This is a genomic window from Methylobacterium nodulans ORS 2060 (genome assembly GCF_000022085.1).
Taxonomy (GTDB): domain Bacteria; phylum Pseudomonadota; class Alphaproteobacteria; order Rhizobiales; family Beijerinckiaceae; genus Methylobacterium; species Methylobacterium nodulans.
In genome coordinates, this window is sequence record NC_011894.1 from 640,821 (window position 1) to 654,872 (window position 14,052).

The window sequence follows — 14,052 nt, forward strand, 5'->3', positions numbered from 1 at the left end:
ACAGCAGATGAGACGACAAGACTCCTGCAGCCATCCAGGCTGGAGGAGGACAAACACATGCTCTCTGGGCTTGTCCTGCTGGCGCTTGCCGAGATCGGCACTGGCGCGCCAACGGTACAAATTGTAACTCCTAGAAAATTGATAGACAATCCAAGATCATATCTGCATCAGAAGACTTTAGTCCAAAATATTCACTGCATTGATGTGCCAAGGGGGCGCCTCATCTGTATTGTTCCCATCGGCGGACAAATTATCCGACTTGAGGGGAGTGCACTGGGGGCGAAGACTCCACTTAGTATCGCTGAGCGGCTAACCGGAGATTACAAAGGTACCGCGAACATCAGCAATGCGGCATGCGTGGTCGATGTGGAGATCGAGCCCACCAGCGTCGTAAAGGATATGCTTGATACGCCTTCAGGATCGATGCCGCTTCTTACGGTCTACTCACCGCTGATCGAGATGTATCGGCCGCGAGGGCGGGAGCGTTGAGCGCCCCCTACCCCAACTGCACCTGAAGCTTCGGAATCAGCACCGCCCGGACCCGCCCGAGCGACTTCTCCTCGACGCCGTGCCCGAACTCCATCGGCCGCCGGCTCGCCTTGGCACCCTCGACGCTGAGGAGCGGCAGGAACCAATCGTCGGCCCAGCAGGTCTCGGCGAAGACCTGCTGCAGGAAGGGGTGTCTGTCGGCGATCGCGATGTGGTCGCCGCGCCGATCCCGCGCATCGAGCACTACCTTGATTCCGCGCTCGAACAACCAGGAGCGCTTCGGGCCATCCCGCCACGCCGCCTCGATCACGGTCCGAAGGCTCTGTCCGTTCCCGGCGGCGCGGCACATCAGATGGGCGAGGCAGCCAGGCCCATCGTTCTCGCGTCCTTCGTACATCATCCGCGCCGCGGGGTTCGGCACCTGCGGCAGCGGCAGGCGCTCCCACAGGGCGCGCGCCGCTTCGCGGCCGTAGACGTGGCGCGCCTCACTCACCAGCCGGGCCATAGCGCCGATGCGCTCATAGTCGAAGGTGGACGCCTCTCCCTCCCCGGCCCGCATGCTGTATCGCCCTGTCTTGCGCAGCGCCGGCAGGACCTCACCCGTGACCCACTTGCGGAATCGGTGCGGGAGGGAGCCGGGCTTTGTCGCCTCGCGGCAGCGGAGGATGATGGTGTAGAGGCCGGGTTCCGAGATGATGGCCATCTCCTGTCTGCCGCCGGGGGTGTAAATTGAACTTACACCCTTCTCGTCGTCATCGAGCGCCTGAAGCGCCATTCGCGAGTTCGTCAAGCCGAGCGCCCGACACACGTCCGCCGCCACGAACCAGACCTGCCCGTCCCGCTCGAAGGAGCGGACCGCTTGGCTCTCGAAATCAAAGGTCTGCAACGCGTTCATGAACTGGTCTCCACGGGCTCCGGCCGACCAAGCCCGGAGCGCATCAGGGGTCGCATGAAGCGACACCGGAGCCCGTGAAGCTCGGATGTCGCGCCCTCCGCCAAGGTCGCGGCGGAACTGTCAGAAGGGGGGTGGCCGCAGCTGGAGATGTCGAGGAGCTGCGACTGGCTTCAGCGTTCGTCCAAGCCGTCGTCGTCGAACTCGTCGCCGTCCGGCTCGTCGTGCTCGTCCTCCACCTCGCGGTCCATCGTGCCGCCATCCCCCCAGTGGATCTGCGACGTGCTGAGGATGTGGTAGCGGTCGCCGTCGATGACGGTCACCCCGAACTCCGCCGTGCGCTCCGGGGAGCCGAGGGAGGGCTCGTCGTCGCCCTCGTCCTCCAGGTCGGGGTCGCCGTCGGCCTCGTCCAGATAGGCGATCAGGGTCTCAATCGTGTCCTCGATCAGACGGCGACGCGCCAAGCGGCGGCGCGGATGCATGGCGGTTGGGCGCGTGCTATCGTCCCCGGAAGCCTGTGGCATCGAGCTATCCCTCGTCTGCGGGTTAGGGCCGGGTCGGAAGTAGCCGCTTCCGCCCGGCCTGATTTTAGGTTAAACCTTAAAGCATGCTGATGTCAATTCCGGTTGAACCGAAAAGGCGTGGCAGGCCGGCGACTGGCCGCGATCCGCTCGTAGGCTTTCGCGCGCCCCCGTCCCTTCTCGCGACAATTGATGCATGGCGAGAGCTGCAGCCGGACAGGCCATCCCGCTCCGAAGCTATCCGGCGGCTCGTCGAGCAGGCACTGAACGCCGGTCCGGCGATGGGCGGGGCGCATAAGGGTACGAATTGAAAACCGACGCCCTAAGTTGAACTTAGGCCGTTAGCGAACGACCTGACGTCGGAGATTCCGACATCAGGTCCGCATTGCGCCATGATCGAACTCCATAGCCCTCGCTAGTAGCTGGGGTTTTCTCGTCGTCATCCGGTCGCCAACCGCTGCGCGCACCGCCACTCGCGAATGAAATCGTCCCACGGCAGCGCGTCGAGTTCTGCTCGGGTGCCCCCGATCACTCTCAAGATGTCGGCGCGGTAGTCTCGCCACTGGCGGGGGTCGACACGCTGTTGGGGGTCTCCGTGTGCGGCAGCATCCGGCGCGGCAAAAAATCCATCAGCCGCTCCATGATCCGGTCGTCGTCGTCGGGGTCCAGATTCTCGATCACCTCGAAGGGGATGCGGTCCCCTTCGGGCGTGTAGAAGATAGGGAAGCCCTTGAACCCCGTCTCCGCGAGTGCGTCGTAGAATTCGGCAACCTCGCGGGCGGTCGGGCGGCGCATCACGACCGTGTCGTAGACGCGCCCCTGGAACTGGACCGGGAAATCGAGCGGGAACGCCGCCGATCGCGGTTTGCCACCGACGAAGACCGGAGGTTCGGGCGGCGGGGGCGCCTCGGGCGCAGGGGCGGCCTGGGCTGCACTTGGGGCTGCCGTCGGCGGAGATTTGCGGCGGCGCGGGGTTTTGGCCCCGGCGGGCGCCGGAGCGGCCTGTGGGGCTTCCGGCGCGGCCTTGCCGGCCGGCTCGAAGTTGGTCACGAGCTGACTGAAGCTGAGCATGGGGTTCCCGGTCCCGGATTGGTGAGAGCTGCGGCTTTCAGGCCGCAGCCCGCTGGTCTCAGGCGCCCAGGGTGGCGCGGTACTCGGCGAAGACGTCCGTGTCGCCGTTGAACCACTTGCGGCCGTAGAAGTCCCACTCGAAGATCCGCTCATTGTTAACGACGAGCTTGTAATACTTGACCTCTTGCATCGTGTGATCGCAGTCGAGCAGCTCGCCGGGCGTATGTTCGCCGGGTGACCACTCGCAGATGATCCCCTGAATCGTCGCGCGGACCGGCAAGAGCACGTTCGTCTTCTTGTTGCGCAGGCTGGCTGCGAAAATCCACTTGTCGTTTGTGCCGCTCGTAAACCCGTACTTCCGCAGAACGTCGAGGTCGACGCCCTTGACCGCGAACGTGGGTTCGAGCGCATCGATCATCGGCAGGGCATAGTTCACGGTGCCGATGCCGCCGCCGGGGGTGTGCTCGCTCGTCTTCCGCTTGAGCGCCGGCAAGCCCATCTTGTTGATCGTGAACACGCGCGTGTCTTCGGCGTCGTCCTCGCGACGCACGTCGACCTCTTCGATGATGAGAATATCCTGAGCCACGGCTGGGGGCCCTTTCGTAGGCGAGACGAGGGGGTGGGACGGGAGGGCGCCCGCGCCGCCTCTCGGCACGGGCTGGCTGACCTCAGACCGTGGCGGTCATCGGCCCGGTGCCGGCCTGGACGGCGGCGACCAGGGCTGCCAGGGCAGGCCGGTACTGGCGCACGTCGTTCTGGGCGACCGTGAAAGCCGGGGCCTGCTGGATATAGCTCTGGATGTGCAGGTGGCCGAGGGTCAGCTCGTCGTCCGAGTTGAGCCCCTTCGGGAAGACAAGGTTGTAGCCGAGAATGTCCGGCGGATCATTGTTGACGTGATTGCGTAGCATGTTGTTGATCGAGCCCAGCCAGCTCTCGACAAGGCGCGGATACAGGCGCCGGCCGAGGTACTGGCGGGTGATCTTCTGGTATTCGACATCGATGTAGTCCTGGCCGCGGACCTGATGGAACTGCGTCCAGGCGGCCGAGATCTCGGCCGACTCGGTGCCAATGAACACGAACCCGCCGTCCGCGATGCTGTCGACGTTCGCGGACTCGCCGCGCACGATTATCGAAACGTCCGCCGCGAGCAGCGTCTGCCCCTCCACCGAGCCGTCGGTCAGCGAGAAGGCGATCGGGCGCGAGAGGTCCGCGATGCCATAGAGCGGCAGGTTGGCGATCGTGTCGAAGGGCTTGCCGCCGTTGTTATTGTCCTGGCGCACAAACAGGCCCAGGACGCAGGGCGAGCCCGGCATGGTCGTCAGCGTCGCGGTGCTGTTGATCGTCTTGTAAGCGCGTACCCCGACCCCGAGCGGGATCAGGCGCATCGAGGACATGGTCTCACGCGCCGCAATTGCCGCTTCCCTGGTGCCGGGCGCAACGTCGACGACGCACACGGCGCGCAGGGCATCCAGGTGCTCGGGCAGGGCCGCGACGATCGGGTTGGCCACGGTCGGGCCGTCGAGCTGCTGTGCGAGGTAGCCGGGCACGCCGACGAGCCGCGAGGTCGCCTTGACGTGATCGGTCGCGGCCCGAAGGGCGTGGAGCCCGGTCTGCGCCCCGGCCGTGCCGATGATGTTGGCGAAGGTCTGCTCGAGCTTGGTGGTCGGATCGGTGCTTGTGCCCTCCGGCACGCGCACGACGGTCACGTCGGCGCCCTTGCCTTCGAGTTGGGCGTTGATGTTCACGACGGCGTCGTAGAGGTATCCAGAGCCGAGCTTCGACAGGTAGGCCGGATCCGTCGAGGTGAACCGCACCGGCTCATCGGGCGGGAACACCGTGGCGTCGGCGTCCTCGGAGGTCGAGCACATACCGACCTTGGAGAAATCCGCGCCGGCGACAACGACCGGATCATCTTTGGGGCGCGTGTTGATGTAGCCGAAGGTGGGCGCGGTCATCAGGAGGCTCCAATGAAAAAGCCGCCCGGAGGCGGCGCGCAGCAGGAGGGGTGAGGGTCGGCCGGAGCCGGGCGATCAGAATGTCGGCCAGATGATCTCCACGCGGGCGGCCTGGGCGGCTTCGGGCGTCGCGGCGGCGGCGACAGCCGCCTTGCCGGTGAGCCGGGCCTTGCGGATCGCCGCGCCGGCCGTGAGCCAGCGCGCGGAGGCCGCGGCGACGGCGCGGGCGACGCCGAGCACGTCGACCGCCGGCGCGCCGGTCTCCGGGTCGATGTCGATGCCGACCGTAGCCGCGAGCATCGGGTAGGCGTCCGCGGTGGCACTGCCGGGCGCGGTGAGCGCCGCCGCAGCCTGGGCGGCGGCCTCCTGGTACTCCATCGCCTGCCCGGCGCCGGGCGAGGCGAGGCGGGCGCGCAGAGCCTCGGCGTCGGCGTCGATGCCGGCCTGCAGGAGGTCCTTGACGGCTGCGAGGATCACCGGCTCGGGCACGCCGGCGCGGCGCAGGGCCGGCACGTCGTGGCCGCGGTAGGAGAGGCCAGCATGCGTCAGGTCGATCGCCACGCCCGAAAGGACGGGTTGCGTCATGTCATGATCTCCAGGGTCGAGCCGACGTCATCAGGCCGAGGTGATGTTGGTGTCGTACTTCCAGGCCAAGTTGGGATTTCCGCCTGCAGCGACCCCGTCGAAGACATGCCCGGCCGCCCCCGTGCCGAGCACGAGGGAGAGGCTTGCGGTGACGCGGCCCAAGATACTACCGAACAGCGAGCCGGCCGCAGGCGACCCGACCGTGAGGGTCGTGTTGTAGACGACGAAGCTCGCCTGCGCCTGGGCTGAGAAGGCATACGGATAGCCAATCCCGGCTGGAACGTCCGGCAACGCGAAGTCGATAAAGCCGAACTGAACATTTGCCGTATAGACAAACAGCCCCGCACAGAACGTTCCAACCCCGGGCTGCGGCGAATTCTCGGCCGTGCCGAGGAATGACATGCGTCTGTTGAACGGGATATAGCCCGGCGCCGCCGCTGATTTCTGCACGCCGCTGAAAATCACGTTGGCGTATAAGTTGGTCTTCTGCTTCAGCGTGACGTCGGAGAGAAGACGGAACTCGGTCGCGCTCATCCCCATGGCGGCGATGGCCGCGTCGAGCGAGCGCTTGGGCGTGTCGGCTGTCTTGCCGTCGTTGGTGTCCGAGCCGTCGATCTCGTCGATCCAGACGACCTCGTAAGCGGAGCGGTTGATGAATTGATTGACGATGTTCGTCGTTTGCGTCACGTTCTGATTATAGGGCGCGAGCAGTTGCGATTTCAGACCAAGCACATCCGCGACGGCTTGCTCAAGCGCCGTCGTGGCGTTTTCGAGACCTTCAACGACTGTCGTCATTGGTGGGGATCCTCAATAAATGCCGTGGGCGCACATGCGCTGCTCTTGAGCGAGGTCGGCGGAGAAGGTGCGGGCTGCGGTCGCGAGCAGTTCGGCGATCGTCGCTGCCCACTCGGGGATCTCCGGGTCCAGCACCGTGAGCGTGAGAGAGCCGGTCGGGATCTGATCGAGCACCAAGTCTAACGAGAGCGCGACGTCCGAGAGCGCCGTCTTGGACGCCAAGACAAAGCCCGGGGTCGGGTCCGACCACAGCGCAAGCAGGGTGCCGTCCGTGAGGAAGAACCCGACCTCGCGGATCGCATACTCGGCGGGCGATGAGGTCTTGGGGACCTCGGCCAGGACCCGGAAGCGGGCCTCGCCCGGAGCACCGAGCTTGGAGCCCGAGATCAGCGGGACGCGGATCACCTCGTTCTGGAGCGACGTCGCGTCCTTGCTTGGTGTGTAGCCGCCATACGTGCCGGCCGTGTTGAGCCCGCGCCCGACCGCGACGCGATCGACCACGGCCTGGAGGCCGTCGCCTTGGGCGCGCACGCAGGCCGCGAGGCCGGGGCGCGTCAGGGTGATGACGAGAGGGTCAGACATCGGGCGGGCTCACCATTGCGACGCGGACCATCGAGCGGGCGACGGCCACGCCCGCGGCACCGAGGGTTGAGGCAAAGGCTTCGCTGTTGTCCGCGTAGACCGGGACGCGGACCGTCGAGCGGGCGACACCGATGCCGGCCGCGCCGAGGGCGCCGGGCATGTTTGCGGCGACCGTCAGGTCAAATGCGCGCGAGAGCGGCTTGGTCCGCATCACGGTCGCAAACACGACCTTGATCAGGCGGGCGTCGAGAAGGACGTGCCCGTAGATCGGAGAACGGGCATGCGCGACGACCGAGAAGGTATAGGGCTGCGAGAAGGTATAGGGCTGCCCCTGCGGGTTTGCCTGCCACCACTCGGTGACATCCGCCTGGACCTGGAGGGCCGCGAGCGCGGTTTTGACGGCGTAGGCAGTGCCCTTGTAGGCGTGGACGGTCGGCGCCGCCGTGATGACCGCCCGCTTGACTGCCTCCGGCCACGCCGGGTCCCAGACGTCGACCGAGCGCTCCCAGGCGAGATACGGCAGCAGGTCGACCGGGCAGGTGGTCGGGTCCTTCCGCGCCGTGATCGCCCTGGCCTCTGCGAGGCGGTCATCGAGCCGCCCGTCCGTATCCGCGTGCGCCTTCTCTCTTGCCGTGGCGCCCTGCGGGAGCAGGTTGACGCGCTTGACCGGGTCAGCCATCGCCGACCTCGACGGTCACGACGATCTCGGTGCAGTACGGCGCACAGTAGGCGGGGCCGGGATTGTCCGGGCTGATCACGCCGCCATTGACGTCGGACGCCGGGCTGATCAGGTCGAAGTCGCTCACGACGATCGCGCCATCGCTCCCGGGCACGCAGGCGGCGCCTGCGAGCATCTGGCGCTTTTGCGCGGCGCCCGGTCTGTGCTAGAGCCGCTCCCGATCAGGTTGAAGCGTAAGCATCATCCTCGTATCCAGCAGCTGTGAAGTAGTTGCGGCACTCAGCCGGCGAGAAGCATTTGAAGGCTTGGTGGATCGCCGCCCAGAGTTCACTGACACTGCGGGCCGCCGCCCTGCGCAACAGCGCTTTCAGCTTGGCGAAGGCCTGCTCAATCGGGTTGAACTCAGGTGAGTACGGAGGAAGATAAAGCAGCCGGGCCCCGGTTGCCGCGATCGCCTCGCGCACGCCGGCCACCTTGTGAGCGCCCAGATTGTCCAGGATCACGGTGTCGCCGGGTCTCAGGGTGGGGACCAGGGTGTCGGTCACGTAGGCGCGGAAGCGTTCGCCCGTCACAGGGCCGTCCAGCAGAGCGATCGCGTCAGGCCCGCTCGTGCGCAGCCCGGCAATCACAGTGGTGGTTTTCCAGTGCCCTGCGGGTGCCGCGAGGCGGCAACGCTCGCCGCGCGGGGCCCAGCCGTAGCGGCGGACCATGCTGGTGGTGGCGGCGGTCTCATCCAGGAACACCAGTCGCTCCGGATCCAGCTCAAGCTGGCCGGCAAACCACGCCTCACGAGCCGCCTTTACATCCTCCCGCTCCTGCTCAGCTGCGTACGTCGCCCTTTTTTCCGCGTGATGCGGTGCCGGGCGAAGAAGCGCGACAGGCTACTGCGGCTGACCGGAACGCCTTGCTCCTGGAGCGTCTCGCAGAGCTCATGCAGGAAGCTCTGCGGGTGGGCTTGGTAGGTCTGCAGGATGAGCTCGGCATGAGCCTCGATGCGCTGCGAGCGCTGGTCGCCGCCCATGGGCTTGGGCGTGACATCTCCCTGGCCCTCCTGCTGCCTGGACCAGCGGCTGACGCTGGCCACGCTGACCCCGAAGCGCGCGGCGGCCTGATGGCAGGAGGCGCCTTCTGCAACGGCCGAGACGACGCGCTGGCGCAGGTCGACAGACAAAGCTGAGGGCATGGGCCACCTCCGTTGAGCCGCCCCCCCGGGGACCGGCCAACGCGTTGCCATCACCACGGTTTCAACCCGCTCGGACCCCGCTCTAGAGCCTGGCCTGGGCCGCAAACCGCTTCTCGGCCGCCGCTTTGACGATCGCCCGGTCCGCGCCGCCGCCGACGTAGAGCACCGCCTCGATCCGGTAGGGGATGATCGTGGCCGCCGAGGCAGTGACGAAATCCGCGATCGGCCGGCGATCATCCGGCCGCAACGCGGCCTGGACCGCGGCGACCAGGGCGTCCGAGGCGGTGCCGTCGCCGTCGGTACCGACGATCGGAACGTGGACATGGCCGAGCGGCGTGAACGGGTTGTCCGGCGTGCCCCCAAAGCTCATCGGGCCGTAGCAGCTCGCGGCCCTGATCCCCGCAACGCCGAGCGCGAACGACAGGTAGGCGCCCTCCGGGCCAGCGCCGCTCAACTCCTCGGGCGCGAGCTGGATGCGGGCCCGGAAATCATCGTCCTCCTCCCAATCGCTGACGCTGTCCGTCCCGAACACGTAGGGGCGCGGGCGGTCGACCAGCGGCAGGCGCGCCACGGGCGGGGTCTGCGTCGCGCCGAGATGGTCGAGGTACGGGCCCCAGCTCGTCGCCAGCAGGACGGCCCGGGAGGCATCGTCATGAGCCGTATAGACCAGCTCCTCGCGGTAGGCGCCGGCCCCCTGGATGATCGCAACGGTGTCGGCCTTGAGGTTGGTGACGTTGTAAGGGATGCCGGCCTTGTTGAGCCGCGCGGCAACGTCGGCCATGCGCGCCGCATAGATCGTGTCGAAGCCCGGCACCGCGGGCAGCGGCGGCAGGCGCGACAGGTCGATGTCCGCAAACCTCTTCGAGGGGACCATGCGAGGCTCCAAAGTGGCGAGAGGCCAGGATCAAGCGACGCGCGCAAGCTGGACGCGGAGCGTCTTGCCATCCGGAGAGAAGATATTGAGGGCGCGGGGGCCGCCCTCGACTGTATAATCTCCGAGATGGCCGCGCGGGCGGTAGTAACAGATCGCCGTGAACTTGAGATGGCCCAGCGCAATAGCGTCCGTGGAGTTGCCGGTGCCGTCGATCTTCACGACCTGGAGGCGGGGCTCCCAGGTCGCAATGGCGAGCGCGAGCAGCATCCGGTAGCTGCGCAGGAGGGCCGGCGTGATGCGCCGGCCGAGCAGTTCGGCGAGCCCGCCGCCGAACCAGCGCAGCATGACCCGCTCGCCCAGGCGCGTCGTGAAGATCGTCTGAACGGCCTGGGCGACGTGGGCGAGATCGAACAGCGGCTCGCCCGTGTCGCGATCCAGGCCGCAGGAGGCCATGGCTCAGGCGTCGGGCTCGGCCGGAATTGCGGTGCTGGCGAGGGTGACCTCCCGCTCCACCCCATCGGCCGGCAGATCGATTCCCGTTAGCGGAACTCCTGTGCCCTCGCTCCAGCGCCCCTCGCCGACCGCATATTCGACTGGTCCGTCGCCGAGCAGCTCCAGAGGCGGCAGCGCCGCCCGCTCGGCCTCGGTGAGGCCAACGAGCGGCTGCGCCTCCCCTTCGACCGTCGTCGGCACAATGTGCCCGAGGTCGCGCTCGTAGCGTGCCTCAGCCTCGCTCAGAGACAGCAGGTCGCCGGGGGCGACCCGGCGGCCGTGCACGCGCGGGGGCGCCGCCTCGGTGACGCGGTAGAGAGCTTTCGTCATGGGGGCCTCGCGGGGGTTAGGCGTCCGGCACGTCCGTCTTGAGGTTGCCCGTCTGGACGCCCCCGTGAACGTGATCCTTGCCGATGTTCTTGCCGTCGTGCTTGATCTTGTCGCCTTGGAAGACGTGTTCCTTACCGTCGAAGGTGTACGACTTACCATCGACTTCCCAGGTGATTTTCTTTTTTGTCTTGATGTGGACAGTTCCGTCCTTGATCGATATCGTCACATCATCCCGGTTGAACAGGACCGTCGTGTCCGCGTCGGGTGCCGGATCCCGCTTCTGATCGGAATGGGTCAGCGGCCAGAACGCGCCCTGCTCCTGGTCGCCGTTGGGAGAGAGGAGCCAGCCCTGCTCGCCCTCGCGGGGCAGATAGCTCATCACGCCCGAGTGGTCGGAGGACTTGACCCAGGTCGACTTGTTCGGCTCCTCGTCAGTGCCCCCGCCGAGGTCGATGCGCACGCCCTTCTCGTGGTCGCGGTCTGTGACCTTGCCGGGGCGGATCAGATTCGCGACGCGGGTCTTCAGGGCCTCGTGCTCGCGGCGCAGCTCCAGGACCGCGTCCAGGAGGTCGGAGAAGTCGCTCACGGCACCGGCTCCAGGGTCTCGACGATGTCCCCTCGATCCGTGGTGATCGTGACCTGCGAGACCGGCGGCTCGGCCTCGGCGCCGTGCAGGGCACTCAGGCCGACCGCGTCCATCACGGCGCGGGTCTGCCCAAGCTGCGCCTGCACCGCCTGCCAGGGCGGCAGGGTCGAGCCGGTGAGGAGCGTCGCGAGGAGGTCGCCATAGGGCTCCAGCTCCGCGTCCGCCCGCATCTGCGCCACGAGCCCATCCCAGGGCGTCGGGATCGCGTCACGCCCCCGCTCGGGCTCCTGCAGCGGATCGACCGTGATGATGATCTGGCGCGCGGCGAAGCGAACCCCGTCCTCGGTGCTGGCGCCGCGGCGGGTGAGGATCTTGCGCACCTCGCCCCGGAAGGTCCGGTAGAGCTCCGCCCAGGGATTCGTCGGATCCTTCAGCGCCGCCCGCACCTGCCAGGCCATGATGTCGAGGGTGGCCTCCATGCCCGCATCCGTATGGGGCATCTCCAGGCGGACCGTCCCATCGTCGATGGCGACCGCGGTCGCGAGCGCCATCTCGATCACGACGTCGAGCTCCCGCCTGCGGTCGCGCGGAGTGCGCACCTCGGCCTGCCGCAGATCGTCGTCGGTCGAGACGATGAGGAGCGGCTGGGGCGTGTCCGCGGCGAGGAGGTCGAGCGGCGTGATCAGGCTGTCCTTGACCCGGTCCTCTGCGAGCGTGGCACCCCGCAGCGCCCGCTTGAGGCAGGTGCGGATGGCAAAGCCGGTGAGGCTCATCAGGTCGCTCGCACGAGGGGGACAGTGGCGTCGTCGAGATCGGTCGGGCCGCGCTTGACGATCGTGTAGACAGGCTGGCCTGGCCGCTCGGTCAGCGTGATCCGGTCGTCGGGCTTGAGTGCGTAACCGAGGCCCGCCAGCACGCTCGCCTCGAACCACACCTGCGCTGGGGCGACCGCGACCCGCGTCATCCCGTTGAGTTCGGTGCCGCGGCGGACGCCCTGCAGCGTGTCCTCGCCCGGCCGCAGGGTGAACACGCCCCGCACCTCCCGCTCGGGCCGGGCGGGATCGGGCGTGCGAGCTGCCATCTCGCCCTCGCCCGCCATCGGCGTGATCCGGATGGCCTCGCCGAAGGTCGCGGTGCGCACGGTGTGGGCCTTCTGCATCGCCAGGGCGAAGGGCGATGGCATGGCTCAGATCCGGGCTGACTGGCGCGACCGCCCGGCCGCCGTCGGCGCTGGCGATTCCGGCGCGGGGCGCGGTTCGGCGGCATCGAGCGATAACGCCGCCTGCCCGGCCGCGGCTTGCGCAATCGACGGCTCTGCCGCATCTGCGGGCGCTGGACCGACCGCTTCGTCGGGCGCGTCACCCGCCCCCTCCCCTTCGATGGCCTGAGCGGACGGACCCGCCACCCCCCGAGGAAGACAGCGCACCCGGCCGCCAGCGCCTGCGCGGCGATCGCCTCCGGCTCGTCGAAAACCCGCCCACGCGGCAGGGTGCGTTCGCGCCCCGACAAGTCGAGCGGATAGGTGAAGTCAGCCAGCATCCGGATCAGCATCGGGCGCTTCCTCCTGCGTCAGTTCGAAGTGCCCTTGACGAGCAGAGCCGGGCGCTTGCACAGCGGCAGCGGGTTCGACTCGGTGTGGATCTCGATGCCCTTGTCGAATTTCATCCGCTCTTGCTTGGCGTAGATCAGCTGGCCCGGCTTCGGCGCCATGTTGGCCTCGTCGACCGAGTCCGGCGGCGCGATGTAGGTGGCGAAGGTCTGTTGCGTCCCTTCCGGGTAGAACTGCGCCGTGCCCTGGTCGATGAACCGGGTGCGGGTCTGCGAGTTGTCGGCTTCGAGATAGGTTGCCGAGCCGCGGTACTCCTCCCAGGAGATGCCCTTGAATTCGAAGCCCTTGCGCACGTCGTTGCGCAGCGGCTCCTGGGCAGAGGTGTAGAACTGGTAGGCCTTCTGGACGCTCGGGTGGCCGACGAAGCTCGCGAAGAACTCCTGCGAGCAAAGGGCGCGCACGCTCGTCATCACTTCGCCCTGGAGGTTGTCCTCCAGATAACCCTTGAGCTCACGAGCCTTTGCGCCAACATCGAAGTTCGGGTCGGAGAAGGTGAAAGCGAACACCTTCGCGGTGATCCCGAACTCCTGAAAGAGGTCGTAGATCAGCGAGCCATCGGCATCAAGGATCTGCCCCTTGATCGCGCCGACCCGCAGATGTTCCAGCGTGATGAAGTGCTTGGCCGTCATGTCCGCGAGCTTCTCGGTCATCGCGTCCATCATCGGCGTCAGTACGTCGTTGGTGCCGAAGGTGATCCGGTTCTGGAGATCCGTCGCCATCAGCGCGTCATCGTGCGGGATGTGCGGGATCTCGAACGTGCGCTTGTCCCGGCGCCCGCGCAGACCCTGGCTGCCCGCAGTCCCGCGCTCGCGCGTCGGCAGCAGGTTGAGGATGCCGTTACGGTACTCGATCGTGACGTAGGTGGTCGGGACCGGACGGATCGGGAAGACGTTGAGCTGCTCAAGGCGGTGATAGCGGTTCGGGACGGCGTTGACCCCATCCGTGAGCGCCCGCGCCGAAAAGTGCGGGCTCTGGAAGACGTCGAGGATGGTCGGCATGGCGGATCAGGCCCCCTGGCGAGCGATGATGCCGTGGCTCGCGAGCGCGGCGAGTGCGGCGGAGATCTGGGCCGCTGTGGCGCCGGCCGGGAACTCGATGGCGTTGCGCACCACCGTGGCGTGGCGCGCGATGACGGCGATGGGCTGGGTTGCAGCCTTGACCTGCGTCTGGCTGGCCGAGAGCCCGACCACCACGCCCGTGGAGTCGTTCGCGCCGGGCACCCAGGGCACGAACTGGCCGGAGCCATCGGCGGCGAGCGCCAGTGGCGTGGCAAACTCCAGGGCCGCCGCATTGGCCGCGAGCGTGCCCTGGTCGAGGCTGTAGGTCGGCTGGTGGTAGCGCAGGACGTCGGAGAGCCGCTTGGGCTCACGAGCGAGATACGAGGCGGGAGGCATCGGCAGTTACTCCTG

General features: G+C 67.4%; 20 protein-coding genes. 1 reads left to right on the top strand and 19 read right to left on the bottom strand.

Annotated features, from left to right (window positions below; all coding sequences use genetic code 11):
• The first annotated feature begins 57 nt into the window (after nucleotides 1-57).
• Complete coding sequence (locus MNOD_RS45995) at nucleotides 58-489, top strand: hypothetical protein (protein WP_015927321.1); 432 nt, start codon at nucleotides 58-60, stop codon at nucleotides 487-489.
• 7 nt (nucleotides 490-496) lie between these two features.
• Here MNOD_RS45995 and MNOD_RS42605 read toward each other — a convergent pair whose 3' ends face one another.
• The 19 genes from MNOD_RS42605 to MNOD_RS02880 all read right to left on the bottom strand — a co-directional run bounded on the left by MNOD_RS42605 (nucleotide 497) and on the right by MNOD_RS02880 (nucleotide 14,037).
• A complete protein-coding gene (locus MNOD_RS42605) occupies nucleotides 497-1,384 on the bottom strand; it encodes a BRO-N domain-containing protein (RefSeq protein WP_015927322.1) in 888 nt (295 codons plus the stop codon).
• A gap of 170 nt (nucleotides 1,385-1,554) precedes the next feature.
• Complete coding sequence (locus MNOD_RS02790; RefSeq protein WP_015927323.1) at nucleotides 1,555-1,905, bottom strand: hypothetical protein; 351 nt, start codon at nucleotides 1,903-1,905, stop codon at nucleotides 1,555-1,557.
• Between the two features lie 531 nt (nucleotides 1,906-2,436).
• Nucleotides 2,437-2,973, bottom strand: a complete 537-nt coding sequence (locus MNOD_RS02795) for a phage tail assembly protein (RefSeq protein WP_015927324.1) — start codon at nucleotides 2,971-2,973, stop codon at nucleotides 2,437-2,439.
• A 58-nt stretch (nucleotides 2,974-3,031) separates the two neighbouring features.
• A complete protein-coding gene (locus MNOD_RS02800) occupies nucleotides 3,032-3,559 on the bottom strand; it encodes a phage major tail tube protein (RefSeq protein WP_015927325.1) in 528 nt (175 codons plus the stop codon).
• Nucleotides 3,560-3,641: 82 nt separating this feature from the next.
• Entirely contained in the window at nucleotides 3,642-4,928 is a 1,287-nt protein-coding gene (locus tag MNOD_RS02805; RefSeq protein WP_015927326.1) for a phage tail sheath family protein, read from the bottom strand.
• A gap of 75 nt (nucleotides 4,929-5,003) precedes the next feature.
• Complete coding sequence (locus MNOD_RS02810) at nucleotides 5,004-5,513, bottom strand: hypothetical protein (protein ID WP_015927327.1); 510 nt, start codon at nucleotides 5,511-5,513, stop codon at nucleotides 5,004-5,006.
• Nucleotides 5,514-5,543: 30 nt separating this feature from the next.
• Nucleotides 5,544-6,308, bottom strand: coding sequence for a hypothetical protein (locus MNOD_RS02815; protein WP_015927328.1), 765 nt, complete (start codon nucleotides 6,306-6,308; stop codon nucleotides 5,544-5,546).
• A 12-nt stretch (nucleotides 6,309-6,320) separates the two neighbouring features.
• Complete coding sequence (locus MNOD_RS02820; RefSeq protein ID WP_015927329.1) at nucleotides 6,321-6,890, bottom strand: phage tail-collar fiber domain-containing protein; 570 nt, start codon at nucleotides 6,888-6,890, stop codon at nucleotides 6,321-6,323.
• Nucleotides 6,883-7,569 carry a phage tail protein I gene (locus tag MNOD_RS02825; protein ID WP_015927330.1) on the bottom strand — a complete coding sequence of 229 codons (687 nt, stop codon included), beginning with the start codon at nucleotides 7,567-7,569 and terminating at the stop codon, nucleotides 6,883-6,885. The genes MNOD_RS02820 and MNOD_RS02825 overlap by 8 nt, the downstream gene beginning before the upstream one ends.
• On the bottom strand, nucleotides 7,562-7,744 hold the full coding sequence (locus MNOD_RS02830) for a hypothetical protein (RefSeq protein ID WP_015927331.1): 183 nt from the start codon (nucleotides 7,742-7,744) through the stop codon (nucleotides 7,562-7,564). Before MNOD_RS02830 ends, MNOD_RS02825 begins: the two co-directional genes overlap by 8 nt.
• 46 nt (nucleotides 7,745-7,790) lie before the next feature.
• Nucleotides 7,791-8,752 (bottom strand): IS630-like element ISMno11 family transposase gene (locus tag MNOD_RS42615; RefSeq protein ID WP_076611772.1). Its coding sequence is split into 2 segments (ribosomal slippage): nucleotides 7,791-8,413 and nucleotides 8,413-8,752, totalling 963 coding nucleotides; the frame shifts between segments, so codons are not numbered across the junction.
• A gap of 82 nt (nucleotides 8,753-8,834) precedes the next feature.
• A complete protein-coding gene (locus MNOD_RS02845; RefSeq protein WP_015927333.1) occupies nucleotides 8,835-9,626 on the bottom strand; it encodes a baseplate J/gp47 family protein in 792 nt (263 codons plus the stop codon).
• A gap of 30 nt (nucleotides 9,627-9,656) precedes the next feature.
• On the bottom strand, nucleotides 9,657-10,079 hold the full coding sequence (locus MNOD_RS02850; RefSeq protein ID WP_015927334.1) for a GPW/gp25 family protein: 423 nt from the start codon (nucleotides 10,077-10,079) through the stop codon (nucleotides 9,657-9,659).
• A gap of 3 nt (nucleotides 10,080-10,082) precedes the next feature.
• Complete coding sequence (locus MNOD_RS41210) at nucleotides 10,083-10,448, bottom strand: hypothetical protein (RefSeq protein WP_015927335.1); 366 nt, start codon at nucleotides 10,446-10,448, stop codon at nucleotides 10,083-10,085.
• Between the two features lie 16 nt (nucleotides 10,449-10,464).
• Complete coding sequence (locus tag MNOD_RS02860; protein WP_015927336.1) at nucleotides 10,465-11,034, bottom strand: phage baseplate assembly protein V; 570 nt, start codon at nucleotides 11,032-11,034, stop codon at nucleotides 10,465-10,467.
• Complete coding sequence (locus MNOD_RS02865) at nucleotides 11,031-11,807, bottom strand: hypothetical protein (RefSeq protein WP_015927337.1); 777 nt, start codon at nucleotides 11,805-11,807, stop codon at nucleotides 11,031-11,033. Before MNOD_RS02865 ends, MNOD_RS02860 begins: the two co-directional genes overlap by 4 nt.
• The gene (locus MNOD_RS02870; protein ID WP_015927338.1) at nucleotides 11,807-12,217 is read right to left on the bottom strand and encodes a hypothetical protein; all 411 of its coding nucleotides are present in this window, start codon (nucleotides 12,215-12,217) and stop codon (nucleotides 11,807-11,809) included. Before MNOD_RS02870 ends, MNOD_RS02865 begins: the two co-directional genes overlap by 1 nt.
• 386 nt (nucleotides 12,218-12,603) lie before the next feature.
• Entirely contained in the window at nucleotides 12,604-13,641 is a 1,038-nt protein-coding gene (locus tag MNOD_RS02875) for a major capsid protein (RefSeq protein WP_015927339.1), read from the bottom strand.
• Between the two features lie 6 nt (nucleotides 13,642-13,647).
• Nucleotides 13,648-14,037, bottom strand: a complete 390-nt coding sequence (locus MNOD_RS02880) for a head decoration protein (RefSeq protein ID WP_015927340.1) — start codon at nucleotides 14,035-14,037, stop codon at nucleotides 13,648-13,650.
• Nucleotides 14,038-14,052 lie beyond the last annotated feature (15 nt).

What these genes read in the sequence shown, in the direction of transcription:
- MNOD_RS02810 (WP_015927327.1), bottom strand. Translation starts at nt 5,513, where the DNA reads ATGACGCAACCCGTCCTTTCGGGCGTGGCGATCGACCTGACGCATGCT.
- MNOD_RS02875 (WP_015927339.1), bottom strand. Translation starts at nt 13,641, where the DNA reads ATGCCGACCATCCTCGACGTCTTCCAGAGCCCGCACTTTTCGGCGCGG.
- MNOD_RS42605 (WP_015927322.1), bottom strand. Translation starts at nt 1,384, where the DNA reads ATGAACGCGTTGCAGACCTTTGATTTCGAGAGCCAAGCGGTCCGCTCC.
- MNOD_RS02870 (WP_015927338.1), bottom strand. Translation starts at nt 12,217, where the DNA reads ATGCCATCGCCCTTCGCCCTGGCGATGCAGAAGGCCCACACCGTGCGC.
- MNOD_RS02845 (WP_015927333.1), bottom strand. Translation starts at nt 9,626, where the DNA reads ATGGTCCCCTCGAAGAGGTTTGCGGACATCGACCTGTCGCGCCTGCCG.
- MNOD_RS02820 (WP_015927329.1), bottom strand. Translation starts at nt 6,890, where the DNA reads ATGTCTGACCCTCTCGTCATCACCCTGACGCGCCCCGGCCTCGCGGCC.
- MNOD_RS45995 (WP_015927321.1), top strand. Translation starts at nt 58, where the DNA reads ATGCTCTCTGGGCTTGTCCTGCTGGCGCTTGCCGAGATCGGCACTGGC.
- MNOD_RS02850 (WP_015927334.1), bottom strand. Translation starts at nt 10,079, where the DNA reads ATGGCCTCCTGCGGCCTGGATCGCGACACGGGCGAGCCGCTGTTCGAT.
- MNOD_RS02815 (WP_015927328.1), bottom strand. Translation starts at nt 6,308, where the DNA reads ATGACGACAGTCGTTGAAGGTCTCGAAAACGCCACGACGGCGCTTGAG.
- MNOD_RS02865 (WP_015927337.1), bottom strand. Translation starts at nt 11,807, where the DNA reads ATGAGCCTCACCGGCTTTGCCATCCGCACCTGCCTCAAGCGGGCGCTG.
- MNOD_RS02805 (WP_015927326.1), bottom strand. Translation starts at nt 4,928, where the DNA reads ATGACCGCGCCCACCTTCGGCTACATCAACACGCGCCCCAAAGATGAT.
- MNOD_RS02880 (WP_015927340.1), bottom strand. Translation starts at nt 14,037, where the DNA reads ATGCCTCCCGCCTCGTATCTCGCTCGTGAGCCCAAGCGGCTCTCCGAC.
- MNOD_RS02795 (WP_015927324.1), bottom strand. Translation starts at nt 2,973, where the DNA reads ATGCTCAGCTTCAGTCAGCTCGTGACCAACTTCGAGCCGGCCGGCAAG.
- MNOD_RS41210 (WP_015927335.1), bottom strand. Translation starts at nt 10,448, where the DNA reads ATGACGAAAGCTCTCTACCGCGTCACCGAGGCGGCGCCCCCGCGCGTG.
- MNOD_RS02825 (WP_015927330.1), bottom strand. Translation starts at nt 7,569, where the DNA reads ATGGCTGACCCGGTCAAGCGCGTCAACCTGCTCCCGCAGGGCGCCACG.
- MNOD_RS02790 (WP_015927323.1), bottom strand. Translation starts at nt 1,905, where the DNA reads ATGCCACAGGCTTCCGGGGACGATAGCACGCGCCCAACCGCCATGCAT.
- MNOD_RS02830 (WP_015927331.1), bottom strand. Translation starts at nt 7,744, where the DNA reads ATGCTCGCAGGCGCCGCCTGCGTGCCCGGGAGCGATGGCGCGATCGTC.